The organism is Paraflavitalea sp., assembly GCF_059502485.1.
Genome location: NZ_JCACET010000011.1, coordinates 45,494 through 70,316, shown reverse-complemented (window position 1 = coordinate 70,316; position 24,823 = coordinate 45,494). Strand labels below are relative to the sequence as shown.

Here is a 24,823-nt window from a genome sequence, read left to right as displayed (position 1 = left end):
TAGCCAAAAGTCAGGTGCAGCCAAAAACTATTCAGCTTTCTTTTCCGCAAAAGCTTTCGCCAGCACACCAAGCTGCTGCACAGAAGGCGTTTTCTTTCCATCACTCACCACGATCCGGTAACGGAAAGTAACCGATTCACCCTTTTGCAACTGCAGGTTTTTAGCGCTCGCGCCATTGGTAAAGATCGCTTCACCTAAAGGGTTAGCGGCAAACAAGCCGTAACCACGCGCATGCCAGAAAGTAGGATAGTTGATATTGGACGGATGGTCGATAATGGAAATGCTGATCGAATCCTTACCCATCTTGCCATATAGCTTACACCAGTCGGCCCGCGTGCTCCACGCAGCATCACCTTCCTTGCCTGCACTGGTAACATAATTACCGTTGGAAACCGCTTCCGCTTTTACTACAGTCACATTACCCTTATCGTCGGTGAATTTCTTTTCTTCTTTAGTAGGTATCTGCAGATCCTTCGCTACACGCACGCCCAGCATACCATCCTTGGCATCTTTGAACAATACGGTAGTATTCGCTTTCAAAGTCGTTACGCGGTCAATGATACGCTCATGCTCAGTGCCGCTGAACTCGAACCTTGTCGTTTCTTCCAGCAGAATATCATTAGCCTGGTTGGTCCAATTGGCATGGTAAGCTAATACGCCGGTATTGCCGCTCTTGGTTTCCAGTATGCGGTCCGTCTTGATCCAGCCATACTTGTTTTTTTTATCAGCTGCAATAGCAAAAGAATTATTCCAGAAATCCAGCCCATTCACATTTTCAAAGTTGAACCAGATACCAATATGATGCGGATGGTCCGTAGGCTCACCGGGTAAGGGATTGAAAGGAAATCCCCTGGTGACGATCGTTCCATTGGAGGCGTGGATCGGGTAAAGAACAGGTTTCTCCAGCGTATCGGGAAACAAAAAGCTGGTAAAAGGCTTTGAGCCGATCAGGATGTTGACCTTATTTTCTTTGTCGACCTTTACAACCTGTACAGATTGCTTTTTCTGAGCAAATGAAACAGAAAAGAAGGCTGTGCTCAATGCGCACAGCCCGATATTTTTTAAAGAGACCATAATTAATATTTAAACGGTTTACCACCTACCATTACTTCTTGCGTCTTTTCATTGAAAGTAGCTTTCTGACCAGTACGTACAGCAGCATTAGTCATGATAGTAGCCACGGAATGACTATAACCGGCTTCCACAGGAGCATTGGGCTGCTTGCGGCTGCGGATACACTCCATCCAGTTGCGTACGTGGTTGCTGGTAAGTTTATCACCACCGGTATTGGCGGATGCGATAACAGGTTCTGCTGCGGTCAGACTCGTCTCTGGCAACAGATTGGGTTGCACCTTCATTTCATCGGCAAACCTTTTGGTCAGGCCGCCTGTGGGAGACACCTTATTGGTATTGAGGTTCAGTTCACCACCATTGGAGTAGTAGATCTCAGTGGGCCTTTCATCCCCATTGTGCATGCGGCTGCCAAAAGTAACCTGGAAGCCGTTGGCCAGGTCGTCGGCAGGACCGTAATCAAACACCGCCGTAATGGTATCCCAGTTCCTTCTGCCGTCTTTCCACATATAAATACCACCATTGGCCACTACGCTGCGTGGATGTTGCAGTCCGCTGAACCAATGCACCGTATCGATCTGGTGGCTCATCCATTGACCGGCCAATCCGGAGGAATAAGGCCAGAACAAACGATACTCGAGGTATTTACGTGGATCCCAGGCCTCAAAAGGTCTGTTCATCAGGTAGCGTTTCCAATCAGTATCAGCCTCCTTACATTGCTCCACCAGGGCAGGCCGGCGCCAGCGGCCGGGCTGGTTCACGTTCCAGGTCAGCTCCACCATCGTGATCGGGCCAAACTTGCCGGAACGGATAAATTCATTGGCAGCATGATAATTGGCGCCACTTCTTCTTTGCGAACCTACCTGCACAATGCGGTCGGTAGCTTTCACTGCCTTCAGGGCAGCGCGATTATCTTCCATAGTCTCGGCAAAAGGTTTTTCGACATATACGTCGCAACCGGCTTTTACGGCCTCGATGGTATGCAGCGCATGTTGAAAATCGGCCGTGCTGATAAATACGGCGTCCACTAATTTTTGACTATATAACTCTTCGTTATTCCTGCAGGCTACTATATCATGACCCATTTTATCTTTCCAGGTAGCGGCGCCTTCCTCCCTTCTTCTTTTCCAGATATCCGATACAGCCACCACATCGAAGTTCAATTCCTTGTAATGATTCATGAAGCAGGGAATATGAGAACTTCTGTGCCGGTCTGAGAAGCCCACCACGCCCACACGAACCCTGTCGTTGGAACCGATGATACGCCTGTAACTCTGTGCTGAAAAACCTGCATTGGCAGCCAGTACGCCTGCACCGGCAAATGCGGTCTGTTTAATGAAATGACGACGGGAATTTTTCATATTGACAATAATGTTTATTTACGAAGAAACTATTGAGTACTATCTGATGAAAGTACTTACAAATTACGATATACTAAAGGATTCTGGCCTGAAGCTCTACAATATGCCAATTGAGCTTACTATTTATGAGCATCCTGCACTGTCCTGTTTAACTAACTGGCGCCTGAAAATAAAAAGTTCGCTAACTTGATTTATCAACAATTAACCGGTTAATAACAAAATATGCTGAAATCGAACTTTAGTCGTCGCAAGTTTTTGAAGAATGCTGCCACCTTAACAGGAGCCGGCCTGGCTTCTACGATTCCACAGCCAATGCTCGCAGCAGGAGCATACAGTGAAGAGATCGAACAAACACCCGAAAGGCAATTTGATAATCCACGAATAAAGTTTTCCGTCATCGGCATCAACCATGGCCACATTTACAGCCAGGTGGCTGCCGTGATCCGTGGCGGTGGAGAATTAGTATCACTCCATGCCAAAGAACCCGATCTGATTGCGGCGTTTGTGAAACGATACCCGCAGGTGAAATTGGCCAACAGTGAAAAAGAGATACTGGAAGATAAGTCCATCCAACTCATATTAAGCGCAGCAATACCGGTAGAACGCGCAGGAATTGGTATAAGAGCCATGCAGCATGGTAAAGATTATATGTCCGATAAACCGGGCATCACTACATTGAAACAACTGGAAGAAGTGCGGAAAGTACAAAAACAAACAGGCCGCATCTATTCCATCATGTACAGCGAACGGATCGAAAACAAAGCAACCATCAAGGCGGGAGAGTTGATCAAAGCAGGGGCCATCGGCAATGTAATACAAACGATCATTCTTGCTCCCCACCGCATGAGCACCGACACCCGCCCGGAATGGTTTTTCGATAAGAAGTATTTTGGCGGTATTATTACAGACATAGGCTCACACCAGTTCGATCAATTCCTTTACTTCACCAATTCCAGTCAGGCCGAAATAGTGGCATCACAGGTAGGCAATGTTGCTCACGCAAAATATCCCCAATTCGAAGACTTCGGCGATATCATGCTGCGTGGCAACGGCGGCACCGGCTATATTCGGGTAGATTGGTTCACGCCAAACGGATTGAATACCTGGGGAGATGGAAGATTGACAGTGCTCGGCACAGAAGGCTATATCGAGGTCCGCAAAAATGTAGACATCGCAGGAAGGACCGGAGGAAACCATCTTTTTGTAGTGAACGGTAAAGACACACAATACATCGACTGCAGCAATGTAGACCTTCCTTACGGCAGGCAATTGGTAGATGATGTGATCAACCGCACCGAAACCGCCATGACACAACACCACTGCTTCCTCGCCACCGAACTGGCATTGAAAGCACAACAAGCCGCAAAGAAAATTAGTTACACAAAATAGGGGAGTGCTCTCTCCATAAAACGCTTGCCATGGAAAAACATAGAAAACCATCCTTAAGCCGCCGCAGGTTTTTAACCAACACCGTTAAAGCATCGATAGGCACTTCCATCGCTTTGCATTTCCCGACCATTGTCCCGGCATCAGTATTTGGCAAAAACGCACCGAGCAATCGCATCAATGTAGCATCCATTGGCTGCGGGAGAATATCGGTCGGCCATGACATGACAGAGATTGCCCGCTATGCCGGCGCGAGGATCATCGCAGTTTGCGACGTGGATAAGAACCGCGCCGACGCAGGCGTACAGGCGGTAAAAAACAACTACATAAAAGCGTCGAAAGAAAACGGCGGATTGACCGGCGACTGGGATATCAAAACCTATTACGATTACAAAGAGCTCCTGCTGAATAAAGACATCGATGCCGTACACATCAGCCTGCCCGATCACCAACACGCCATCGTAGGCGTTCACGCAGTGCATGCAGGCAAAGATGTTTATCTGCAAAAACCGGCCTCACTGACCATCGAAGAAGGCAGGATACTATCCAATGAAGTAAAAAAAGCAGGACGCATCCTGCAAATGGGCAGCCAGCAGAAGTCGATCAACCCCTGGCCACAATTCAAGAAAGTATGTGAACTCGTTCGGAATGGAAGAATTGGTCAGTTAAAAACCATTGAAGTGGGATTGCCAGGCGATCCTGGCGGCGGAAACCCAATCCACATGCCTGTTCCTGCCAACCTGAACTATGATGCCTGGTTGGGAGCAACACCCGAAGTATATTACACCGAAGACCGGGTACATGCACAAGGCGCCACAGCAGCAAGCATCACAAGCCGGCCCGGCTGGTTGCGTTGCGAACAATTTGGCGCCGGCATGATCACCGGTTGGGGCGCACACCATATAGACACGGCACATTGGGCCATGAACATGGAATACAGCGGGCCAATAGAAGTATGGGGACATGCCCGCTTTCCAGGTGATGAAACCAACTATAAAGGACTTTGGGATGTGCATGGCATCTTTCGCACAGAAGCCATGTATGCCAACGGCGTCCACATGATCGTTTCCAACGAATTGCCCAACGGGGTAAAATTCATTGGAACAGAAGGCTGGCTCTGGGCCACGCGGGGCAGTTACCGGGTCACAGATAGCGATCCGGTCGCCGATAAAGACGGCATTAAGCCCATTGACGCCAGCAACCCCAAAATGCTACAATCAGTCATTGGTCCGAATGAAATACATCTCTACGAAAGCAGTGAGCAACATGCCAACTGGTTGGATTGCATTAAAACAAGAAAACAACCAGTAGCGCCCATTGAGGTCGGCCACCACTCTTGCAGCACTTGCTTATTGCACCAGATTGCCATGAAACTAAAGAGAAAGATTTACTGGGATCCCGAAAAAGAAAAGTTTAAGAACAACGATAAAGAAGCAACCGCATTATTATCCAGGCCACGCCGAAAAAAATATGATTTTTAATGATCTTAAACCTGGCGCAAGTATGCAGCCTGGCCCCTTAAAACTGGCGCAAGTATGCAGCTTAGCGCTGTAGCCCGGCGTACTTGTGCCTTTAACTGGGCAAGTATGCAGCCCGGCCTTGTAGCTTGGCGTACTTGTGCCACACACCTTAGTCCGTATCCCACGAATCAAAGCAAGATCATTTCACAACGATCCTGAAGTTTTTATCAAGGTACAACATCATCGGGGTGGTTACAGTAACATACAACGCGTTAAAATAATGACTGTATTCATGATGAGCCATATGAGCAGTAAAAGCACCAACGGCAAACGGGAATAACAACAACATACCTATATTTCTGAATGCCGGTTTATACAACCCAAAGAGTACGATCAGCCAGCCGCCCAATTCACCATAACCGATGAGAAGGGTCCAGGCCTTGTTAAAACCCAGAAAATTCATGCCGTCCATCATCTGTTTACTTTGAAACACCTTTTCAAGAGACGCATAACCAAACACATAAATGTAGTAACTGATCAAAATCCAATAAGCTACCTTTTTAAAAGTTTCCATGATATTCATATTGTCCCGCAAAGTTAGATAGCAGTCTCTACCTTTGCAGGTACATACTAAATTGTTAAGTACTAACAAAAAGGTAAGAAATGAGAAAAAGCACCTCTACGAACGCTTTAAATGAGAAGCGCATTAGCGACAGCTGTGGTATGGTTAGGACCTTACAAATTGTAGGAGGTCGCTGGAAGCCTGCCATCCTATACAAACTGAATCAAGGTACCAGGCGCTATAGCGAATTGAAAAATTCGATCGAAGGGATCTCAGAACGTATGCTGGTCGCTCAGCTCAGAGAACTGGAAGAAGACAGGATAGTCGAAAGGATCGTTTACCCGGAAGTGCCGCCGCGTGTTGAATATCGCTTGACTGAATTAGGCAAAACCATGGGCCCAATGCTCGACGCCATGTCAGACTGGGGAGACATGCACCGGGAGAAAACAGGCAACACCTCCGAATAGTACCCCGATCTAACCTACGCTTTATTGTTAGTTAAATTATACCCCCTAATTGATCGATTAGCCCCCCTTGTATCCATCAATAATAATTGAGATTTGACTTGCCTGTTCAATATTAATGAAATAGGGAGCTGCCAATTTTCTAACATCAAAAAGCCATTATGAAAAGATCAAACCTAATCCTGATCGCATCAGTTGCCATACTGATGGGATCCTCCTGCCAAAAACAAACTGCCGACAAAAATGTCCCCCAGGAAACACCCGAAAAAGAAACCAACGCTGTTAGCTGGGTAACGGTACTACCTACTAACTCTTTAAATTCCTTTAGTACTTATTGGAGCAATTTCTATCCATGGGGCGCAATAGACCACAACGGATCTGCCCGCATGAGAACGCAGAATATGAGTACCTCGGGTGGCGTGCTAACCATTACAGCTTATCCAGGTACCGTATCCGACAAACCCAGCATCCACTACTTCTCCTATACCTGCTATGCCAAGCAACAGGTGACCGTGAGTGCGTCATGGCCCAAGTGGCGTGTTTCAGGTGAGTTTCAATGCCCTTCTGTAAGGGGTACCTGGCCTGCCTTCTGGCTAAACGGAGCTAATCAGTGGCCACCGGAAAGCGACATCATGGAGTTTAAAGGAAGTACAACCAACTGGACAAACACATACAAAAATCAAAATGGGCAATGGTCAAGCGTTGGCACAACGATATCCAATCCCGGTAACTGGCACACGTACACGGCCTATCTAACAAGAATTGGTACCACCAATAATGTAAATATCGAATACTGGACAGATGGGGTCAATGTGTCTAACCAAACCGGTCAAAACTTCGTCAATGAGCCACTCAACCTGATCATCGACCTTCAAATGGAAGGTTCATCAGGTTCTCCTGGCCCGTCAGGAAACACCGTTATGCGCGCCAGAAATGTAACCATCCAAAGAAGCGCTACATTATAAAAAAACATCAGTAACCACCAGCTTCACTAACTTTAAGTTGATTCAGGTTAAGCCAGACCTTATACAAGCTAGGTCTGGCTTATTTTATATTGTATCGGAATGACCCATAAACTGTATCAAAAAAGAACACATCTCTAAATAGTACAATAATTCAACCCGAAGATAATCAGGCATTTAAAAGGATGGCATATTTTTTACCATACAAGTATTGCCATGCTAATAAACACTATCAAACTAATTGCAAGAAGCGCAAAACGGCGCACAGCCCACACAACCATCAATATTGCAGGGTTTTCCATCAGCATAGCCGCAAGCCTGCTGCTATTTGCGGTAATAACCTATGAGTTAAGTTATGATACATCTCAGAAAGAGTATAATAACATTTACCGCATTGCACGCCAGGAAAAAAATACAGACGGCATTGATTACAAATCCGGCATCCCCTTTCCGGCCCGGGACGCCCTTCGAGCCGATTTTCCACAAGTAACAACAGGCAGTTTATTCGCAGGCTTCGGCAGCCAGGTAACAGTGCCTGAAACAAATACATCAGACGCTTCCCAGGGAAGAAAATTTATAGAAGAAACAGGCTTCTTTTTCTGTGATCCGCAATTCTTCCAGGTGTTTAGCCATAGCTGGCTTTCAGGTTCTCCCGCTGTGCTGGAGGAGCCAAACGTTACAGTACTCACCAAAGAAACAGCCACCCGTTATTTTGGTGATTGGAGAAACGCAGTCGGCAAACTGTTAAAAGTGAATTATGTACTACTACGGGAAAACTATACTGCTACGGTAAAGGTAGCAGGCATCCTGGAAGATGTCCCAAACAATACCGACTTCCCGTTGAAGATGGCGACATCCTTCCAGACCTTGAAACTAAATGCCCGCAGATTTCCGGACAGGTGGGGAGCAGTAACAAGCAATTATCAGATATTTATGCTGTTGCCTGAAAATACCTCACCGGCTAAGATGAATGCACAACTGGCTGAATTCAGCAGGAAACATTACCCCAACAACCAGGATCTTTCAAACCTGAATTTCCTCCAATCCCTTCGCGAATTACATTTCGATACCCGCTACGACAACTTTGGCGATCACATCACCAGCAAATCAACAATATGGACCCTGTCACTGATAGCGCTATTCATTATCGTAATGGCCTGCATCAACTTTATTAACCTTTCAACAGCACTGGCCGCAAAGAGAAGCAAGGAAATAGGCATACGGAAAGTACTGGGCAGCAATCGCCTACAGTTGTTCGGTCATATAATGGGAGAAACAGCATTGATCGTAGCGGTAGCAATAGCGCTGGCAACATTCATAGCCTGGCTTTGCCTGCCCCTGATAAAATACATCTCACCGGTACAGGAGATGGTAAGCCTGTTCAACCAGCAAACCATGCTATTCTTAGGGATCATTATGCTACTGGTAACAGTGTTTTCAGGCATATACCCAGCCTTGATCCTTTCCGGCTTCCGGCCTGCAGCAGCACTCAAAAACAAGATCACAGCTGCAACAGTCGGTGGAATATCCCTGCGCAGAGGACTGGTGGTAACACAATTCGCCATTTCACAGATACTGATGGTCGGTACTATAGTCGCTATCAGCCAGATGAATTATGTGCGCAATGCAGACCTCGGATTTAATAAAGAAGCTATATTTCTCATAACTGCAAATGCAGACACCACCGTTCAAGTGCAATTAGAAGCCTTTAAACAAAAACTGCAGCAAACAACCGGCATACAGTCGGTCAGCTTCAGTTCCGAAGCGCCTTCATCAGACAATGCATCGAGCACTAACTTTTCGTTTGACCATAAACCCGAAGCCAACTTTGATATATACCGGAAATTTGCCGATGAGGATTATTTTGCTACCTATGGCCTGCAATTAGCAGCCGGAAGAATCTATAACAAAAGCGATACGGTAAAAGAAGTAATAGTCAATGAAACACTGGTCAAAAAGTTAGGCATCGCAAACCCTGCAGACATTATAGGAAAAGAAATCCGCATGGGCAGCGCCCCATGGAAAACGATTGTCGGAGTCGTAAAAGATTTTAATGCCAATTCATTGAGAGAAGCAATAAGGCCGATGATCATTGCTCAGCGCAAAGACCGGTATGCTGTGTTCGGTATCAAGTTAAAGACACCAGACATCGCTAAAACACAGGCGGCCATTGAATCTACATGGAGCTCCCTTTTCCCGGCGTATGCTTTTACAGGATCCTACATGGAAGAGAACATCGCCAGGTTTTACAGGCAGGAAGAACAACTCTCTTTACTATATAAGATATTTGCAGGCATAGCCATCTTCATTTCCTGCCTTGGATTGTATGGCCTCGTTTCCTTTATGGCCATTCAAAGAATGAAAGAGACAGGCATCAGAAAGGTATTGGGCGCTTCAGTAAAAGACATCATCGTTCTTTTTTCAAAAGAGTTCACGATACTTGTCATAGTAGGCTTACTGATAGCAATACCAGTCTCGTATTATATGATGAGCAACTGGTTACAGAACTTCGCCTTTCGCATCAATATAAATGCAGGCATATTTTTAATCGTTGCTGTATTGTCAGTACTGATAGCATGGATAGCTGTAGGCTATATCTCGATAAAAGCTGCGCTGGCAAACCCTGTAAAGTCACTCCGTTCGGAGTGAGTAACCTTATTTCACCTCAGCCATTGCCTCTTTTTGTTACTTTTGTTTAGTAAATTACGTAGAGATACAGCAAAAACAGCGCATGGCGACAAAACAAATAAACAATCCTTTCATTCTTGCCCTTAAAGCCTACAATCTTACGGTAGAAATTCACCACCATTCGGCATACCAGATTGTATTGTCAAACGATACACCTTTCACGTCAACTATCAACGGGCACTTATGTGAGCGCATTCACGGCTTTTTGATCAAGCCGCAGATTCCCCATTTTTGCGTTGCCGAAAAAGGAACACTAAACGTTCTAAACATAGAACCCTACTCCAATATTGGCCTGGAACTTTCAGGCAGGTTTAATACAAACCAGGACTACATCGTTTTTAATTCCCCAACTGAAACAAGCACTTTCTTTCAAACAGGCAAAGACACACTTGACATTTATACCATCATTAATGCTTTGCTTTCAACATTGCCGACAGCTCAGTATGATGAAAGAGTAACGAAAATAGTAGATTACATTACGGCCAATTACTTTAATCAAAACATAACACCCCAAACATTTGCAGATATAGTTTTCCTTTCCCCTTCGAGGCTTGCATCCCTTTTCAAAGAACAAACAGGTAGTAGCATATCGAAATACCTGCTGTGGACAAGGCTGCGTCAGGTTGTTTACCTGGCGCTTTCAGATAAAGACAGAAGCCTTACAGACATTGCTTATGACACTGGCTTCTATGACCTTCCCCAACTAAATAAATACATGTATGAAATGTTTGGCATGCCTCCCAAAGCCCTAAAACAGAACAGTGATCTGATACAAGTTTATTAGTCTGCCTATTTTCAATTTTGTGCTACCAATTTAAACAACTTAAATAGTAGCACAATGAAAGCAATTGCATATCGAACGTTTGGAAACATAGACGTTTTGCAAACCGTAGAAGAGCCAATCCCCACCTTTAACCCAACCCAGGTTTTAGTAAAAGTTAAAGCAGTCTCCATCAATCCGATGGACTGGAAAATCAGGAAAGGGGAAATGAAATTAATGTCTGGATCGAAATTCCCCAGACACATAGGAGTTGATTTTTCTGGCACAATTGAAGACGTAGGTTCATCAGTAACCGGCTTCAAAAAAGGAGACGAAGTTTTTGGAGTAGTAAAAAATACCATGAAGGAGGGGGCATTAGCTGAATACGTTGCTGTTCCTTCTACATCCGTTTGGAAAAAACCTTCATCCATCAGTTTTCCACAGGCAGCATCCATCCCCATCGTTGGCGCCGCAGCCGCAACAGCTGTAGAAAAAATGGGCAACATCAACGCAGGAACAAAAATCCTGGTAAATGGCGCAACAGGCGGCTTCGGCATGTTTTTACTGCAACTACTAAAACAGAAAGGGGCAATTATTACCGCAGTAACAAGCACAAAAGCCATTGATTACGCAAGAAAATGGGGAGCAGACGAAATCATAGATTACACAAAAGCCAATGTGCTTACCCAAAACAATACCTATGACATTATAATAGACTTATCGGGCAAAATGGGGTACGCAAAAGCCAGAAAAATAATGAAACCCAAAGCGCTGTTTTTAAATCCTACACCAAAGCCCATTGAGATCCCCACATCCTTCTTTAAAAACCTATTCACCGGCAAAAAACACATTACAATACTGTCCGGTCCAACTCCAACCAATATAGGGCTATTGTTAAAAGCCATCAATGCTGGGCTGCAAATTCAGGTAAGCAAGACATTCCCGTTTGTACAATCAAAAGAGGCCTACCACTATGCTGAACAGGGTAGCTACATTGGGAAAGTAGCCATTGAGATCAATTAAGCAAATAATCAAACCCAATGTTGACAAAAATCGATACTGCCATAAAGTATGGCAAGCAGCATAGTGGATTCGGAATAGAGATCCTGTATCCCGGACTTATCCGCCCGCAGTTAGAAGATACCGGCTTTTCCACATTGGGACGAATAGACCATGCCAGGATAACACCCGGCACACTCATTCCAATGCACCCCCACAGAGACGATGAAATACTGACTTACCTGCGTAGTGGCAAAGTGAAACACCTGGATTCGGAAGGCTTAAGTGACATCATTACCAATCAGAAAATAATGGTCATGAATGCGGGTGCAAACTTCTACCATGAGGAAATGGTACTGGAAGAAGGAGGCATCTTAGAAGGCTTGCAAATATTCGTCAGGCCGGAAATAGGCGGATTAAAACCACAAGTTCAGTTTCATCAACTGCAAGACGCATACAGCATTAATCAATGGCGAAAACTGGCAGGCAGGGGACAAGATTATCCTTTGCAAATAAGAAGTAACACCTGGATTATGGATATGCGCTTGGAAAAGGGTAGGGAAGCCTTGCTTCCAGTATCGCCCGCTAAAAATTCCGCCTTCCTGTTCTATGTCTTTAATGGAGAAATACAGGCACCCGGAAAGATACACCTCACCTCAGGGGAAAGCTTGTTAGTAGAAAACGAACACCCACTATTCACAGCCCTCGCCACAAGCGACATAATCCTATTCATTACCCAAACAGACGCCGTTCATTATGACGAAGGAATGTACAGCGGCAATCTGCAACGATGAATAATCAGGCAAAACGACAAGAACAGTGATCTGATACAAGTCCCTCTTCCTTCATCGAATCATCTTTGCATTGAGAATAATCAAAAACTATAAAAAATATAAAATGCAACTATTACAACAGATACAAATAGGTAAACTAAGCCTTAAAAACAAAATGGCAATGTCTGCCATGACCAGGAGCCGTGCAAACATAAACGGGGTAGTGGGAGATTTAACAGTTCAATATTATACACAAAGAGTAAGTGCCGGGCTACTTTTCACCGAAGCAATCAACATTAGCGAACAGGCTACAGGCAGCCCTTTTACACCTGGCATTTATACCCAGGCACAAATTGAAGCTTGGAAAAAAGTCACAAGATCTGTTCACGACAATGGAGGCATTATTATCGCCCAGCTTTGGCACACAGGTCGTGTAGGCCACTCGATAGACAGAAAAGGCGCTTTACCACACGCACCATCTGCCGTAGCCATTACAGGAATGAACCATTTTACCTCGCAGGGCATCAAAGAATACGAAACCCCACAGGCACTTACCATTGACGAGATCAAACAAATAATAAAAGACTACGGACAGGCTGCAAAAAATGCAATAGAAGCGGGCTTTGATGGCGTGGAGTTGCATGCAGCAAACGGCTATTTACCCAATCAGTTTTTAGCAGAAAGCGCTAACAAGAGAACCGATGAATATGGCGGCAGTGTTGAAAACAAAGCACGCTTTGTATTGGAAATCATGCAGGAATTGATAAGCGCGGTCGGCGGAGACAAAGTGGGGATAAAGATTTCACCTTTCCATCCCTACGCAGACATTGTGCTGGATAATCCTGTAGCCACCTACACCTACCTCATTCAGGAACTCAACAGGCTGGACTTTGCCTTCATAGAGCTAATGAAGCGTGGCCCAATGTTCCCACCGGTCCCACACTATCCCACAGATGACGAAATAGAGTTATTCGGAAAAATGATAAAACATACAGTCATTGCCAACACCGCTTACGACAAAGAAACAGCTGAAGCAGAACTCGAAAAAGGAATAGCCAGGCTCATTTCATTTGGAACATTATTCCTGGCAAATCCCGATCTGCCCAGGCGATTTGAAAAAGATGCCCCACTCAATCAACCCGACAGAGCTACAATGTTTGGAGGGGGAGAACAAGGCTACACTGATTATCCATTTCTAAAAGAGGAGAAATAATACAAATCAAACTATTCAAATTTTAAACCCAAAAAAATGAACACAATAGTAAAACTGGCTTTCATCATGAGCATGCTCCAATTTAGTTTTTCAAGCGTAAACGCACAAAACATCCCCGATAGCACAATGCAAAACATTCATGGATTCAGAAGCTTCTATGAAACACTTGGCAAAGTATACCCACCGGATAGCACTATAGCAATAGCTGCAACAGAAATCGCAGGCGTAAAAAGCTATTGGTTTAACCAAAACCAACTCACACAAAAAAACATTGTCATGTATTTACATGGAGGCGTATATACATATGGCAATATAAATGCTTACCGCGCCATGCTAAGCCATTTAGCCAGGTCATTGAACTTACCAATTTTATATGTTGAGTATTCCCTGTCACCTGAGCATCCTTTCCCTGCTGCCAACAATGAAGTATTAAAAGTGTACCGTGAACTAAAGAAGAAATATCCTGGTTATAAAATCACGATCATTGGCGACAGTGCAGGCGGTGGCCTTGCAATCACACTGGTACACGATGCACAGAAAACCAACCTCCCTTTACCCAATTCAATAGCTTTAATATCGCCATGGATTGATTTGAAGTGTAATAATAATTCCTACACGACAAAGCAGGCAGTTGATCCGATTTTAAACAAAAATTTCCTGTATGAACACGCTTTATTGTATGCCCAGGGTAGGATGAAAGAAGCAGACCCCAGCGAATTAAAATTTACAAAATTCCCTCCGGTTCTTCTATTGGTAGGTACAGACGAAGTATTGAATGATGATACAAAAAACTTCTACACTTATATCAAACCCATTCAGACAAAAGCAACAATGAAAGAGTTTTCAGGTCAGAAACATGTTTGGATATTTTCACACATTGACACTCCGGCATCCATTGAAGCAGTGAATGACATCAAAGAGTTTATCAATCGCAAATAAGCACGATGCTTAAAAAGGAAGAAGCCTGCAGAACTAAGGTACTGCAGGCTTCTTCAATATATAATAATTTAACGCCAGCCCAATCCGGGAGCAACATGCTTCAGAATAGAAGACAGCACATGCACATTATAATCCACGCCCAATGTATTAGGTATCGTTAAAAGAACCGTGTCAGCTTCCTGGATAGCTTCGTCCTTCGCCAGCTCCTTGATCAACTGATCCGGTTCACCGGCATAGCTTTTTCCGAAAATGGCGCGTTTATCGGCTTCGATCATACCAATTTTGTCGGTCCCATTCACATCCCTTCCAAAGTATAACCTGTCCTGATCATTCATCAGCGCAAAAATAGACCGGCTCACCGACACCCTCGGTTCACGCTGGTGACCCGCTTTTTTCCACGCTTCTTTATACAACCTGATCTGTTCCGCTTGCTGTATATGGAACGGCTTGCCGCTTTCATCAAATTTTAAGGTAGAACTTTGCAGAAGCATTCCCTGTTCGGCAGCCCAGACAGCTGTTGCATTGGAAGCAGCACCCCACCAGATGCGTTCCCGCAATCCTGGAGAATGAGGCTCCAAACGCAGCAAGCCTGGCGGATTCGGAAACATCGGGTAGGGGTTAGGCTGGGCAAATCCAACACCCTTTAGCTTATCCAGGAATTCCAGCGCCTTTCGACGTCCCATATCGGAATCCGTTTCCCCTTCGGCTGGTTCATAACCAAAATACCGCCATCCATCGATCACCTGCTCGGGCGAACCCCTGCTGATACCCAGCTGCAACCGCCCGCGCGAAATCAGGTCGGCAGCGCCCGCATCCTCTACCATATACAGCGGGTTTTCATAACGCATATCGATGACACCCGTTCCAATCTCGATCTTACTTGTTTTGGCGCCAATAGCCGAAAGCAAAGGAAAGGGAGAGGCCAGCTGAGCTGCAAAATGATGCACCCGAAAATAAGCGCCATCTAAACCAATCTCCTCGGCAGCCACAGCCAGATCGATAGACTGCAGCAACGTATCACTGGCTGTGCGCGTTTTATAGGCCGGATGATTAGACCAATGCCCAAACGATAAAAATCCTATCTTCTTCATACGTCTCTTTTCAATTGTAAATAGCTTTTACAAAGGTAGAACTATCAAATGAAGAAATGCTGCCACACAAGGTTTCCCGCGGGATACCACCTACCGCTTGGTCTCATTCTCCATATCAAGATTTTCATCAAAAGGGCTCTTAGTAAAAGGATACACCAGTTGGTTCACATATCCCTTCGGAAAATGAGCCTCCCTCAGCCCGGTACCTTCGGGCCAGGTATTACCAGGCAGATAGTAAGTGCCGAAAATCATATCGATAAACGGGAAGATGGTGGCGAAGTTCTTGCCATAATACCTGGGATCTTCGCAATGATGCCAGTGATGATACTGGGGCGTGGCAAAAATGTATTTCAGGAAGCCAAAGTTGATCCGCGTGTTGGCATGGATCAGCACAGCGTGGATCGCCATGAAGATGATATACGTATTGAAAGTGATCTCCGAAAATCCAAAAACATACAGCGGAATGAAAGTCATAGACCGGGTCACAAAAATATCTACAAAATGCGTCCTTGATCCGGCCAGCCAATCCATATTCTTGGTGGAATGATGCACGGAATGGAAACGCCACAGGTAGGTATGCGAATGGAAAAAGCGATGCGCGGCATATTGAAAAAGGTCAGTAACCAGGAAGGCGAAGAAAAGCTCGATCACATAAGGAAGCTGTTGTACCCAATGCTGCACCTCCGACAGTCCGATCCATCCAAAGAATAGTTTTGCCGGCTTCTGGGTGATCACCCCAAAGAATTGAATGAACAAATGGCTGATCACAAAATAAAGCAGGTCGGTCCTCCATTCTTCATGGAATTTGCTTTGCTGCTTATTCTTAGGAAACACCATTTCAATAGGTACAAAGATCACAGCCATCAGCAACAGATCGAGCAACAACCAGTCAACACCCAAACTCCAGCTACTCTTTTCAACTGCCCGGCCTTGTACCTGCAACCCGCCAAAAACAATGGCCAGCGTGCAGATCACCAATCCCGTCATGGCCCATTTCTTTTGCTTGCTAAGTATAAAACTGACGAGCGCAAATAAAAAAGAAGCGATGATAGTAGCCGTCAGCAATATTTTCATAGACTCCCCGGTATATACTTCCCTGAATTGAGGGGTGGTGAGCCACTCCGGGTATTTAAAACAAATAACGCCGGTCAGAGAAAGCAAGCCAAGAAATATCGACGAATAGCCACTGATTTTTCCTTCGCCGATTTTAAGACGCTGAGCAGGTGTAGGCATAATTCATATATTCAGGTAGATAACGATACAACAAGCTGCAAAGTATGAATGGCCTGCATCAGCATGAAATTGTAATGAATGGATGGTAATATTTTTCTTGTGAATGGTATAGTTTAATGTTTGAAGTGCACCATTGCCAGAATAAACATGTGATCACAACACGTCCTTAATATGTTCCGTTTTTTTAAACATAGCTGCCGCAAACGGGCACAGAGGTATGATCTTGATCTTTTTCTCTCGCGCCATTTCCACAATTTTATAAAGCATTTGCTTACCAACATCTCTACCCTGATACCCGGGCTCTACAACGGTATGGTCTATGATGATCAAATTCGGCCCGGCGATGGAATAGCTCATTATTCCTGCGCGCTTTTCATGCTCCTGAGCTATAGCAAATCCTTTAGTGTCGTGTTCTTTCAATAGTATTTCCATGATGTCTTATTTTATAATTCACCGCTGCTGTATTAAGGGCTTAAACATCAGCTATAACGACTGCTTTATAAGAGGGATAACCTTTTTTCCGATCAGTTCGATCGACCGCAATAATTGCTGATGGGTGAGACCGGCATTGTCCATCTGGAAGGTAAAACGATCAACCCCACCCAAAGCTTCACTATGACGGATAAGCTTTTCAGCGACCGTTTCCGGCCCGCCGACAACAAGCACACCTTTTGGTGCTATCTGAACATCGAACTGCCTTCTGGTTACCGGCGGCCATCCGCGTTCTTTGCCCGCTTTGGTCCATAATTCCGCATATCCGGGATAGTAATCCTCGACAGCCGACTGGTCATCCTCGCCGACGTACCCTGGAGAATGTAATCCGACCTTGAGCTGCTCAGGGCTGAAGCCGGCGTCTGCACCGGACTTCCGGTAAAGGTCTACCATTGGCCGGAAACGCTCCGTTTCGCCGCCAATGATAGCCACCATCAGTGGAAGCCCCAACTTACCCGCACGGATGAATGACTGAGGAGTTCCGCCGACACCCACCCAAACAGGCAATTTTTCCTGGACAGGACGTGGATATACGGGCTGGTTTTTTAATGCCGGCCTGAACTTTCCAGACCAGGTAACGAATTCTTTGTCCCGGATCTGCAGCAGCAATTGCAGCTTTTCTTCAAATAAAGCATCATAGTCATCCAGGTCAAAACCAAACAGCGGGTATGCTTCAATAGCCGAACCCCGGCCGGCCACAATCTCTGCCCGGCCTTTTGAGATGATATCGAGCGTTGAAAAATGCTGAAATACCCTTACAGGATCTGAAGTGCTCAGTACGGTCACGGCACTCGTTAGCCGGATATGTTTGGTCCGGGCTGCGGCGGCGGCCAGGATCATAGAAGGAACAGAATCCAAAAACTCTTTTTTATGATGTTCACCGATCCCAAAAACATCCAGCCCGGCCTCATCGGCCGCAACGATCCTGTCCAGTAACTGTTCCATAGCAGCTTCACTGCCCAGTTCATTGCTTCCATACATCGCTGAGGCAAAACTGTCTACTCCTATTTCCATAATATTCTTTCTGTTTGTTATTGTTATATAACCGCCCTGCGGCCGGTAGCTCAGGACAGCGCGTTAGGCGGCGGCCCTCCGGCAGGCTTTGATTTTGTTTCAGGCAGCGGAATGTATTCCTCGTTATCTGTAGGAGGCAATTGTATGCGCCCCTGTTTCCAGTCCTCCTTGGCCTGCTCGATCCTTTCTTTTCTGCTCGACACAAAATTCCACCAGATATGCCGGTCGCCCAGATGTTCGCCACCCAGCATCATCAGGGTCGCATGCTCGTGGGCGACGATCACGGGGTCAACACCGGGCGTGAATACCAATAACTGTCCGGCCTGGTAGATGATGCCATTGACCGTAACGCTGCCATTCGCCACATAAACGCCTCTTTCACTGTACCCCTGCGGTATGCCGAAACGGGTACCTGCATCCAATACGGCATGCAGATAAAATAAAGGGGAAGCAGTCTTCACTTCGCTTTTCAAACCGAACGCCTCTCCCGCGATCAGGCGCATCCAAACGCCGGTGTCGGTAAATACCGGCAACTCATCCGATGCAAAATTCCTGAACGATGGATCCGATTCCTCATCCTTTTCAGGCAGCGCTACCCAGGTTTGTATCATCTCCAGTTTGGAGCCTGCCCTTATCGCCGGGTCTTCCAGCCGTTCACTGTGCGCAATGCCTTTTCCCGCCGTCATCCAGTTCACCTCGCCGGGTTTGATCACCTGTTCTACTCCCAGAGAATCACGATGCGTGACCTCACCGCTGAACAGGTAACTTACGGTCGATAAACCAATATGAGGATGCGGCAGAACATCCAAACCGCCGGCAACAGTAGCAGGCACACTGATCGGTCCGCCATGATCCATAAATATAAACGGCCCCACCATCCGCCGAAGCTGATATGGCAAAATACGTTTGACCGCAAATCCCGCAGCGATCTCCGCTTGCCTTGATGATATAACTATATCCAGCATATTTTTTCTTCTAAGTTAAGCGTTGAGCAAATCCTGTGGGTAGGTCAGTGAATAAACATTACAAATTCGTCCTGTGGCACCTTATTGCTGCAAAGGGCGTATAGTCCCTTTCATAGGATAAAAGCTACCATCCGGTAAGGTAGCGTTACTGTAAAGTATCCCGTTCTCATGGTCTTCCACATGTGTTACTGTCGATCCGGTGGCTTCTTTCCAGCAAACCATATAAACCTGCGGCCTCACCTCAGCCACTGTGATCTGTACCTTTTCGGTATGCCCCGGTTCTCCAGGTCCACCACCTTCAACAATCTTAAAAACCAGTGAGTCATCGGACTCGAAGAAAAGTTCAGATTTGAACGCCCCCAGGTCAGCCAGGAACAATTTGCCTGTTAAATTATTTTTCATTTTGCGGCAGTGTAGTTGAATGAACTCATTGAATTACCACTGGCCGTTTTTTCTGCAGGCACTTCTTCCTGTACCACGTCCCAGTGTTCTGCGATCTTCCCATCCACAAACCTGAAAATATCTACTACGATCAACGGGTTCGGCCCCCACCCATGCACCTCACTGTGTGAGATCACCAGGTCATCCTTTTCGATAAAAATACCGGGAACCCATTTAAAGCCTGTATCGATACTGTTATTAAGGATATCCCGAAGCCCTTGATGACCATTGATCATCGATGGATTATGCTGAACATAAGTTGCTGCCCAGTAACGTTCGATCGCGTTGTGGTCCCTGTCAACAAAAAACGCTTGCATTGCCTTTACTACTATTTCTTTGTTTGTCATTTCGGTAGTTTAAATAGCTCGCCTGTTTTATTCTTTAAATTATTTCGAACCCTTCAGTGCACTGATATTTTCAGCTTTCCAGGAAGACGTAGAGTGATTTGATCCTGCCATTTTCAAAATACGCAATGTCCATTCCGGTCGAGGCAGCAGGCTGCCCTTTCGGTCCTGCACCCCAGATCGCCCTGCCGATATTGTGATTCACCAAAACAGGCTTAAGCAACGTGAACCGGAACCCTACCGGCAGGCTTTGTTGCACAGCAGTAACACTGTTATTGATCTGCTCGTGCCCTGCTACCTGATCGCCGACATGATACAGGATCGCTGTGTCGCTGTAAATTCTTTTAATGGCCTTTAGCCGGGCATCCGGATCTCTTTCGTTCCAGACCTGATCAAGATTATCAGTCATCAGTTGTGCTGTTTCGTTGCTCATGATTGATGCTCTTTTTATTACTAATGACTTGCAGGTACAGGTGTATTGAGTAATTGCAGTTCCCACGCATAAGCCACACCACTTGCGCCGCCGTGGTTTAGCAACACATCCACGATTTTGGTGGCGGACTCCATGCGGGCCCAGTCACGCTGCCATTCAGAGACTACAGCTATCCAGTTGATCGGCGTAATACCATGTTGAACCATACGGCGTACAGCCATATCGTGAGCTTCCGCTGAAACTGAGCCGCTGGCATCAGTAACCACGAATACATCATAGCCTTCACCTGCAGCCTGAATGGCCGGCATTGCCACACAAACCTCTGTCCACAAACCTGCGATAATAAGTTGCTTGCGGCCGCTTTTTGCTACAATATCAGTAACAGCAGGGTCCTGCCAGGTGTTAATGAAGGTGCGGTTGATTGGTTTCTGTTCAGGAAACACTTCCTGTATCTGCTTGATCAGGTAACCACCGCGTTCTTCGACAACCGTGGTCAGGATCGTCGGCACATCGAATACTTTCGCCGCTTTGGAAAGTCCTGCTACAGCGTTGATGATCATAGATGGTTCTTGACTGTTCAGATTAGCAAACTGGAAAGGCTGGTGATCGATCAATACTAAGATACTGTCCTCTGGACGGAGCAAAGCTTCAAGACCTGTTTTTACGTTTTTCGACATGATGCTGATAATTGAATGATGAGGAGCAAATTTCATTTTAAGGATATTGCCAAAAGATGATCTACATCGAAAAAAAACGTCGACATAGGTCGACGTTTTCCCAACTGCCAGATATGCGTATTTAATTCTAAATTTGCTTAAAGAGGTAAATATGTATGATGCTCTTTTTGATTACATCCAACAGTTTAGTTCCGCACCCATAACGGCTGATGAAAAGGAGCAGTATAGGCAGGCTTTTACGCCATTCAAATTAAGAAGAAGGCAATATTTTTTACAGGAGGGTAACCAGTGCAGGCACTTTGCCTTTATCTTAAAAGGAGCTATGAGGCAATATACTGTTGATGATAAAGGGAATGAGCATATTGTCCGCCTGGGTATAGAGAACTGGTGGATGGGGGACAGAGAAAGCTGGGTCATGAATACCCCCAGTATATATAATATTGATGCCTGGGAAAATACAGAGATGCTGATCATCAGTAGGCCCAATGCACTCGCACTGATGAAAATCCCTGCTTTCTGCGAAATGCTGCGGCAACTGGACGACAACAACAATATCGCCAATCAGAGAAGAATTACCTCAGCGATAAGCGCATCTGCAGAAAAGCGGTACGCAGACTTCGCTGCCTGTTATCCTGCATTACTTGAACGTTTCCCCCAGCATGTCATTGCTTCCTACCTTGGCTTCACAAAAGATACGCTGAGCCGTGTCAAAAGCAAACTCCTTAAAAAATAGTTGAATACGCTACAGATGTTTTTATAACTATAACCTTAGCTTATTCATGTCCAACACTATTGCAGATGGCGTGTAGCCTCGTACTTTAAACACCTGCCTGTTGACGGGTAAATAATTGGCTTCGCCACCCCTACGGGTATAAACGGCAATCCCGGCGCCGCCACCTGGAGCGCCGATAAAAGGTGGGGGATACGCTTTTACAATGGTAATATCAGTCATGGGTATATTGCCTATCTGTTGAGCAGACACCCTTACTTCATCCAGAAAGAACGTTACCTGACCACCACGCCACGAAGCAGCGCCTGTCGGCGCTATTTGCAAACCAGCCACCCTGCCTTGCAGATAGTTAAAAACATTGATAAAACCAATCGCGCTGGGGTCATCCATAATATCAATCAAACGCTCGTCTCCTGACCGGAACAAACCGCTGACATATTCTTCATTAAATTGCTGCGCACGGGTTTTGGCGGTTCTTCTTACAATGACCGCTGGGAGCATAATACCGCGATCTGCAAAAAGCGCTTCCGGGGTTTCAACAGGCTTATTCAGGCTTGGCCGCACCGCTGCCGGCGGGTTGCCTATGTAAAAGGTCCTTCCTGCAACGGCCAGGGGTTCAAAGGTGGAATCAAGTTGACTACTGATGCTGATATTCAGCGGTTGATTATTATCTTTTGCTCGATGGAAAGCCAACAATGCATTGTCTTCAAATAGCCAGTTACGGATAGCGAAGGTGCCGTCCGGAGTCACCGTTACTTTTTGCTCGTCCCAGTCGCCGGTTTTGGTGAGAAGCATCGCTTGTATACTTCCTATATTCCTGACGTCTTTTATCTGGCCAATCACTTCGAAAAATCGTTGCTGCAAACCAGCCAGCAATGTGTATTGGCCGAGCGGCAAAGAATCAGGTAAGAATATTTTACCGGAAGCCCGTCCATCGATCACCGGCCAGCGGAGACGAGTGCGCCGGCCCTCTTTGTTTTCAATCACCAGCTCCAGTGTTGCCAGCGATTGGTTCAGTAGTTGACCAGCGCCAGCTACATAATCCACTGTTACAAGCAATGAATCGCCAGGTTTAAGAATGTTTTTGTCGAGTTGTATATCTAATCGGCCTGTCGACTGCCGCGCCTGAACGGACGCCGACAGCAGCAAGGCGATAAATAGTAATAAAGGGAAGCTTTTCATACCTATACCCAATCAAAATTGAAGCCAGCTCATATTAAAGTAAAGATAAAATTGACGAGGTCTACTGCACACTGGCCCAGCAAAGAAAGCCCTCAAGGCGACACAGCCATCCGTTGTCCGGAGATAACCTCTAAACGTGATCCAGGATCTGCTGCAGCAACCTTTTTTAAAGGAGTGCCCTGATAAAGTGTATACACTACTTGCCCGTTGGCCACATACTCCACACGTTCGATGGTCATGATCGCTTTCGGCACGTTGCCGCCCACCCATTGTTCATCGGCCTGTTGCCGCCAGGTCACTTCATACAGTACAGCCTCGGCAGGATAAACATTATCGCCGTGGCTGCTTGCATAAGCAAAGGCAGTATCATTACCATACAAGGTGTACATGGTGCTGTCTTTGGGCTGCACGCCGCTGGTAATGGCATGAAGCAGTAATGGGTTTTCTGGCAGCTCATCTGCTACACGCACCGAAGCCTCTTCATTCAATCCTAATACAGGGCCGGACTGGCAACTATTTAACAGTGCAATGGCCGTAAGCGCAATCACTGCAGACAATATGTTTTTCATGATTATTTAGTTTGTTGAGTGGGGATCAGCAGGTTTAACGGTTTGGTAAATACAAAGTCATTGTCTTTCATGGGCTGATGGCAGGATACACATTCGGTGGTAAACAAGGCGTTTTCACCATAAGGTTTTAGTTTGTCGCCCCGCCAGCGTGCCCAGCCCCAACCCGCTGTTTGCGCATATTTACGGGCATCCTTGATCATAAACTCCACTTGCCAAAAAGCGCCGGCAGAGACTGAGCCATCTGCATTGACCTGCTGCTTCCACGCGGTCTTGGCAAAAACAGCACCGTCGGGCCAGTTTTTTGTCTGGTGTTCCTGGATAGCCTTTACAGCAATGTCATTGGCAAAGATGATACGCAGCGTACCGTTGTCGAAGCGATCAGTCGTGCTCATTACTTTCCAGCTGCGATAATCGGGGATATAATCGATACCATTGGGCGCGGGTGCTACCTTCGAAGCAGGGGCCAGTTTGCCCTGGATGAAATCAGCGTATTCTTTGTTGGCCACCCCGATCTGCGTAGTATCGGTTATTGAGCGAGGGGTACGGGAAAACGCATATTTCTTAAGGGTTTCAATGTCCGCCGGCTTCAGCTTAGCATCCCTATGTATTAATGTATAGGCCGGCAAAGGCATTTCACCTTCCATGATTTTATTCAGCGCATAATACAAAGTATTGTTCTGGGCAGGCGTGGCCATCGAATCCCACCTCGAAAAGTTCAACGCCTTCCGCGCGTCGCGGATATGACCATACACGAAATAATTGGCAGGAGTGAGCTGGTCATACCAACGCAGGTTGGTTTGGGAAGAGTGACAGTCATAACAGGCATTTCGGAGAACATCATTTACCGCTGCCGGCACCCCGGCCAGGTCTGCAGCCGGCGAATTAGACAGCTTTTCCGGACGAAAGAACTGCATCAACCCGAAGATGGCCAGGAAGATCAGGAGGATAATACTCAGCTTTTTTTTCATTGTATACTTTTTAATAGACAATGCAAACCTATTGATAAGCATTAGG

Annotated in this window: 26 protein-coding genes; 11 read left to right on the top strand and 15 right to left on the bottom strand. The window is 46.0% G+C overall.

Features of this window, described 5'->3' with window-relative positions; all coding sequences use genetic code 11:
• Positions 1-27: 27 nt before the first annotated feature.
• Complete coding sequence (locus tag AC5JBY_RS28155; RefSeq protein ID WP_495908019.1) at positions 28-1,074, bottom strand: DUF6807 domain-containing protein; 1,047 nt, start codon at positions 1,072-1,074, stop codon at positions 28-30.
• Between the two features lie 2 nt (positions 1,075-1,076).
• Positions 1,077-2,432 carry a Gfo/Idh/MocA family protein gene (locus AC5JBY_RS28150; RefSeq protein WP_495908018.1) on the bottom strand — a complete coding sequence of 452 codons (1,356 nt, stop codon included), beginning with the start codon at positions 2,430-2,432 and terminating at the stop codon, positions 1,077-1,079.
• Between the two features lie 222 nt (positions 2,433-2,654).
• On the opposite strand from AC5JBY_RS28150, the gene AC5JBY_RS28145 reads away from it, so the two are divergent.
• Together AC5JBY_RS28145 and AC5JBY_RS28140 are read left to right on the top strand one after the other, a co-directional pair.
• Positions 2,655-3,821 carry a Gfo/Idh/MocA family protein gene (locus tag AC5JBY_RS28145; protein WP_495908017.1) on the top strand — a complete coding sequence of 389 codons (1,167 nt, stop codon included), beginning with the start codon at positions 2,655-2,657 and terminating at the stop codon, positions 3,819-3,821.
• Between the two features lie 29 nt (positions 3,822-3,850).
• On the top strand, positions 3,851-5,299 hold the full coding sequence (locus AC5JBY_RS28140) for a Gfo/Idh/MocA family protein (protein WP_495908016.1): 1,449 nt from the start codon (positions 3,851-3,853) through the stop codon (positions 5,297-5,299).
• A 178-nt stretch (positions 5,300-5,477) separates the two neighbouring features.
• Here AC5JBY_RS28140 and AC5JBY_RS28135 read toward each other — a convergent pair whose 3' ends face one another.
• Positions 5,478-5,852, bottom strand: coding sequence for a DoxX family protein (locus tag AC5JBY_RS28135; RefSeq protein ID WP_495908015.1), 375 nt, complete (start codon positions 5,850-5,852; stop codon positions 5,478-5,480).
• Between the two features lie 149 nt (positions 5,853-6,001).
• Between AC5JBY_RS28135 and AC5JBY_RS28130 the strand changes: the two genes are divergently transcribed.
• The 8 genes from AC5JBY_RS28130 (at position 6,002) to AC5JBY_RS28095 (ending at position 14,638) form a co-directional block, all read left to right on the top strand.
• The gene (locus tag AC5JBY_RS28130) at positions 6,002-6,307 is read left to right on the top strand and encodes a winged helix-turn-helix transcriptional regulator (RefSeq protein WP_495908014.1); all 306 of its coding nucleotides are present in this window, start codon (positions 6,002-6,004) and stop codon (positions 6,305-6,307) included.
• Between the two features lie 158 nt (positions 6,308-6,465).
• Positions 6,466-7,269: a LamG domain-containing protein gene (locus tag AC5JBY_RS28125; RefSeq protein WP_495908013.1), complete on the top strand. Its 804-nt coding sequence runs from the start codon at positions 6,466-6,468 to the stop codon at positions 7,267-7,269.
• A gap of 213 nt (positions 7,270-7,482) precedes the next feature.
• Complete coding sequence (locus AC5JBY_RS28120; RefSeq protein ID WP_495908012.1) at positions 7,483-9,915, top strand: ABC transporter permease; 2,433 nt, start codon at positions 7,483-7,485, stop codon at positions 9,913-9,915.
• 82 nt (positions 9,916-9,997) lie between these two features.
• Positions 9,998-10,738 carry a helix-turn-helix domain-containing protein gene (locus AC5JBY_RS28115; RefSeq protein WP_495908011.1) on the top strand — a complete coding sequence of 247 codons (741 nt, stop codon included), beginning with the start codon at positions 9,998-10,000 and terminating at the stop codon, positions 10,736-10,738.
• A gap of 54 nt (positions 10,739-10,792) precedes the next feature.
• A complete protein-coding gene (locus AC5JBY_RS28110; protein WP_495908010.1) occupies positions 10,793-11,737 on the top strand; it encodes an NAD(P)-dependent alcohol dehydrogenase in 945 nt (314 codons plus the stop codon).
• A 17-nt stretch (positions 11,738-11,754) separates the two neighbouring features.
• A complete protein-coding gene (locus tag AC5JBY_RS28105) occupies positions 11,755-12,507 on the top strand; it encodes a pirin family protein (RefSeq protein WP_495908009.1) in 753 nt (250 codons plus the stop codon).
• Positions 12,508-12,610: 103 nt separating this feature from the next.
• Positions 12,611-13,699, top strand: a complete 1,089-nt coding sequence (locus AC5JBY_RS28100; protein ID WP_495908008.1) for an alkene reductase — start codon at positions 12,611-12,613, stop codon at positions 13,697-13,699.
• Between the two features lie 36 nt (positions 13,700-13,735).
• Positions 13,736-14,638 (top strand): alpha/beta hydrolase, encoded by a 903-nt coding sequence (locus AC5JBY_RS28095; RefSeq protein WP_495908007.1) that lies wholly within the window; start codon positions 13,736-13,738, stop codon positions 14,636-14,638.
• 68 nt (positions 14,639-14,706) lie between these two features.
• On the opposite strand, the gene AC5JBY_RS28090 is transcribed toward AC5JBY_RS28095, so the two are convergent.
• The 9 genes from AC5JBY_RS28090 to AC5JBY_RS28050 all read right to left on the bottom strand — a co-directional run bounded on the left by AC5JBY_RS28090 (position 14,707) and on the right by AC5JBY_RS28050 (position 21,328).
• The gene (locus tag AC5JBY_RS28090; RefSeq protein WP_495908006.1) at positions 14,707-15,729 is read right to left on the bottom strand and encodes an LLM class flavin-dependent oxidoreductase; all 1,023 of its coding nucleotides are present in this window, start codon (positions 15,727-15,729) and stop codon (positions 14,707-14,709) included.
• Between the two features lie 90 nt (positions 15,730-15,819).
• The gene (locus AC5JBY_RS28085) at positions 15,820-16,962 is read right to left on the bottom strand and encodes a sterol desaturase family protein (protein ID WP_495908005.1); all 1,143 of its coding nucleotides are present in this window, start codon (positions 16,960-16,962) and stop codon (positions 15,820-15,822) included.
• Positions 16,963-17,115: 153 nt separating this feature from the next.
• The gene (locus tag AC5JBY_RS28080; RefSeq protein WP_495908004.1) at positions 17,116-17,394 is read right to left on the bottom strand and encodes a GNAT family N-acetyltransferase; all 279 of its coding nucleotides are present in this window, start codon (positions 17,392-17,394) and stop codon (positions 17,116-17,118) included.
• A gap of 51 nt (positions 17,395-17,445) precedes the next feature.
• Complete coding sequence (locus AC5JBY_RS28075) at positions 17,446-18,468, bottom strand: LLM class flavin-dependent oxidoreductase (RefSeq protein WP_495908003.1); 1,023 nt, start codon at positions 18,466-18,468, stop codon at positions 17,446-17,448.
• Positions 18,469-18,518: 50 nt separating this feature from the next.
• Complete coding sequence (locus AC5JBY_RS28070; RefSeq protein ID WP_495908002.1) at positions 18,519-19,433, bottom strand: pirin family protein; 915 nt, start codon at positions 19,431-19,433, stop codon at positions 18,519-18,521.
• Between the two features lie 81 nt (positions 19,434-19,514).
• On the bottom strand, positions 19,515-19,835 hold the full coding sequence (locus tag AC5JBY_RS28065; RefSeq protein WP_495908001.1) for a MoaF-related domain-containing protein: 321 nt from the start codon (positions 19,833-19,835) through the stop codon (positions 19,515-19,517).
• The gene (locus AC5JBY_RS28060) at positions 19,832-20,221 is read right to left on the bottom strand and encodes a nuclear transport factor 2 family protein (protein ID WP_495908000.1); all 390 of its coding nucleotides are present in this window, start codon (positions 20,219-20,221) and stop codon (positions 19,832-19,834) included. The genes AC5JBY_RS28065 and AC5JBY_RS28060 overlap by 4 nt, the downstream gene beginning before the upstream one ends.
• A 70-nt stretch (positions 20,222-20,291) precedes the next feature.
• Positions 20,292-20,651 carry a nuclear transport factor 2 family protein gene (locus tag AC5JBY_RS28055; protein ID WP_495907999.1) on the bottom strand — a complete coding sequence of 120 codons (360 nt, stop codon included), beginning with the start codon at positions 20,649-20,651 and terminating at the stop codon, positions 20,292-20,294.
• Positions 20,652-20,671: 20 nt separating this feature from the next.
• Positions 20,672-21,328: a hydrolase gene (locus tag AC5JBY_RS28050; protein WP_495907998.1), complete on the bottom strand. Its 657-nt coding sequence runs from the start codon at positions 21,326-21,328 to the stop codon at positions 20,672-20,674.
• Positions 21,329-21,479: 151 nt separating this feature from the next.
• Between AC5JBY_RS28050 and AC5JBY_RS28045 the strand changes: the two genes are divergently transcribed.
• On the top strand, positions 21,480-22,061 hold the full coding sequence (locus tag AC5JBY_RS28045) for a Crp/Fnr family transcriptional regulator (RefSeq protein ID WP_495907997.1): 582 nt from the start codon (positions 21,480-21,482) through the stop codon (positions 22,059-22,061).
• A gap of 27 nt (positions 22,062-22,088) precedes the next feature.
• On the opposite strand, the gene AC5JBY_RS28040 is transcribed toward AC5JBY_RS28045, so the two are convergent.
• From AC5JBY_RS28040 to AC5JBY_RS28030, 3 genes are all read right to left on the bottom strand, one after another.
• Complete coding sequence (locus tag AC5JBY_RS28040) at positions 22,089-23,240, bottom strand: hypothetical protein (RefSeq protein ID WP_495907996.1); 1,152 nt, start codon at positions 23,238-23,240, stop codon at positions 22,089-22,091.
• A 92-nt stretch (positions 23,241-23,332) separates the two neighbouring features.
• The gene (locus AC5JBY_RS28035; protein WP_495907995.1) at positions 23,333-23,809 is read right to left on the bottom strand and encodes a hypothetical protein; all 477 of its coding nucleotides are present in this window, start codon (positions 23,807-23,809) and stop codon (positions 23,333-23,335) included.
• Positions 23,810-23,811: 2 nt separating this feature from the next.
• Complete coding sequence (locus AC5JBY_RS28030; protein ID WP_495907994.1) at positions 23,812-24,777, bottom strand: heme-binding domain-containing protein; 966 nt, start codon at positions 24,775-24,777, stop codon at positions 23,812-23,814.
• Positions 24,778-24,823: the final 46 nt, after the last annotated feature.

Excerpts from the sequence above, each read along its gene's own strand:
- AC5JBY_RS28105 (WP_495908009.1), top strand. The coding sequence starts at position 11,755 with ATGTTGACAAAAATCGATACTGCCATAAAGTATGGCAAGCAGCATAGT.
- AC5JBY_RS28060 (WP_495908000.1), bottom strand. The coding sequence starts at position 20,221 with ATGACAAACAAAGAAATAGTAGTAAAGGCAATGCAAGCGTTTTTTGTT.
- AC5JBY_RS28155 (WP_495908019.1), bottom strand. The coding sequence starts at position 1,074 with ATGGTCTCTTTAAAAAATATCGGGCTGTGCGCATTGAGCACAGCCTTC.
- AC5JBY_RS28095 (WP_495908007.1), top strand. The coding sequence starts at position 13,736 with ATGAACACAATAGTAAAACTGGCTTTCATCATGAGCATGCTCCAATTT.
- AC5JBY_RS28110 (WP_495908010.1), top strand. The coding sequence starts at position 10,793 with ATGAAAGCAATTGCATATCGAACGTTTGGAAACATAGACGTTTTGCAA.
- AC5JBY_RS28080 (WP_495908004.1), bottom strand. The coding sequence starts at position 17,394 with ATGGAAATACTATTGAAAGAACACGACACTAAAGGATTTGCTATAGCT.
- AC5JBY_RS28065 (WP_495908001.1), bottom strand. The coding sequence starts at position 19,835 with ATGAAAAATAATTTAACAGGCAAATTGTTCCTGGCTGACCTGGGGGCG.
- AC5JBY_RS28070 (WP_495908002.1), bottom strand. The coding sequence starts at position 19,433 with ATGCTGGATATAGTTATATCATCAAGGCAAGCGGAGATCGCTGCGGGA.
- AC5JBY_RS28145 (WP_495908017.1), top strand. The coding sequence starts at position 2,655 with ATGCTGAAATCGAACTTTAGTCGTCGCAAGTTTTTGAAGAATGCTGCC.
- AC5JBY_RS28125 (WP_495908013.1), top strand. The coding sequence starts at position 6,466 with ATGAAAAGATCAAACCTAATCCTGATCGCATCAGTTGCCATACTGATG.
- AC5JBY_RS28030 (WP_495907994.1), bottom strand. The coding sequence starts at position 24,777 with ATGAAAAAAAAGCTGAGTATTATCCTCCTGATCTTCCTGGCCATCTTC.
- AC5JBY_RS28055 (WP_495907999.1), bottom strand. The coding sequence starts at position 20,651 with ATGAGCAACGAAACAGCACAACTGATGACTGATAATCTTGATCAGGTC.
- AC5JBY_RS28120 (WP_495908012.1), top strand. The coding sequence starts at position 7,483 with ATGCTAATAAACACTATCAAACTAATTGCAAGAAGCGCAAAACGGCGC.
- AC5JBY_RS28150 (WP_495908018.1), bottom strand. The coding sequence starts at position 2,432 with ATGAAAAATTCCCGTCGTCATTTCATTAAACAGACCGCATTTGCCGGT.
- AC5JBY_RS28085 (WP_495908005.1), bottom strand. The coding sequence starts at position 16,962 with ATGCCTACACCTGCTCAGCGTCTTAAAATCGGCGAAGGAAAAATCAGT.
- AC5JBY_RS28075 (WP_495908003.1), bottom strand. The coding sequence starts at position 18,468 with ATGGAAATAGGAGTAGACAGTTTTGCCTCAGCGATGTATGGAAGCAAT.
- AC5JBY_RS28035 (WP_495907995.1), bottom strand. The coding sequence starts at position 23,809 with ATGAAAAACATATTGTCTGCAGTGATTGCGCTTACGGCCATTGCACTG.
- AC5JBY_RS28050 (WP_495907998.1), bottom strand. The coding sequence starts at position 21,328 with ATGTCGAAAAACGTAAAAACAGGTCTTGAAGCTTTGCTCCGTCCAGAG.
- AC5JBY_RS28040 (WP_495907996.1), bottom strand. The coding sequence starts at position 23,240 with ATGAAAAGCTTCCCTTTATTACTATTTATCGCCTTGCTGCTGTCGGCG.
- AC5JBY_RS28115 (WP_495908011.1), top strand. The coding sequence starts at position 9,998 with ATGGCGACAAAACAAATAAACAATCCTTTCATTCTTGCCCTTAAAGCC.
- AC5JBY_RS28140 (WP_495908016.1), top strand. The coding sequence starts at position 3,851 with ATGGAAAAACATAGAAAACCATCCTTAAGCCGCCGCAGGTTTTTAACC.
- AC5JBY_RS28090 (WP_495908006.1), bottom strand. The coding sequence starts at position 15,729 with ATGAAGAAGATAGGATTTTTATCGTTTGGGCATTGGTCTAATCATCCG.
- AC5JBY_RS28130 (WP_495908014.1), top strand. The coding sequence starts at position 6,002 with ATGGTTAGGACCTTACAAATTGTAGGAGGTCGCTGGAAGCCTGCCATC.
- AC5JBY_RS28135 (WP_495908015.1), bottom strand. The coding sequence starts at position 5,852 with ATGGAAACTTTTAAAAAGGTAGCTTATTGGATTTTGATCAGTTACTAC.
- AC5JBY_RS28045 (WP_495907997.1), top strand. The coding sequence starts at position 21,480 with ATGTATGATGCTCTTTTTGATTACATCCAACAGTTTAGTTCCGCACCC.
- AC5JBY_RS28100 (WP_495908008.1), top strand. The coding sequence starts at position 12,611 with ATGCAACTATTACAACAGATACAAATAGGTAAACTAAGCCTTAAAAAC.